Raw genomic sequence first — 228 nt, 5'->3', positions numbered from 1 at the left:
CAGACGTCTGGTCCGTGACGTCCTGGAACGAACTGCGCCGCGACGGCATGGCCGCCGAAGAAGAAGCCTTCCTCAACCCCGGCCAGCCCGCCCGCGTCCCGTTCGTCACCAAACAACTCGAAGGCGCCACAGGACCCGTCGTCGCCGTCTCGGACTACATGAAAGCCGTCCCGGACCAGATCCGCCAATTCGTCCCCAACGAATTCGCCACCCTCGGCGCCGACGGCT

Annotated in this window: 1 protein-coding gene; it reads left to right on the top strand. The window is 66.2% G+C overall.

From position 1 onward, the window contains the following. A partial coding sequence (locus AC5RVN_RS17500) for a hypothetical protein (RefSeq protein ID WP_494138761.1) occupies positions 1 to 228 on the top strand: 228 nt, incomplete at both ends.

Source organism: Arthrobacter sp. sptzw32 (assembly GCF_059089735.1).
Note: the sequence above shows the minus strand (reverse complement) of the source record. Positions and strands in the feature narration are given on the sequence as shown.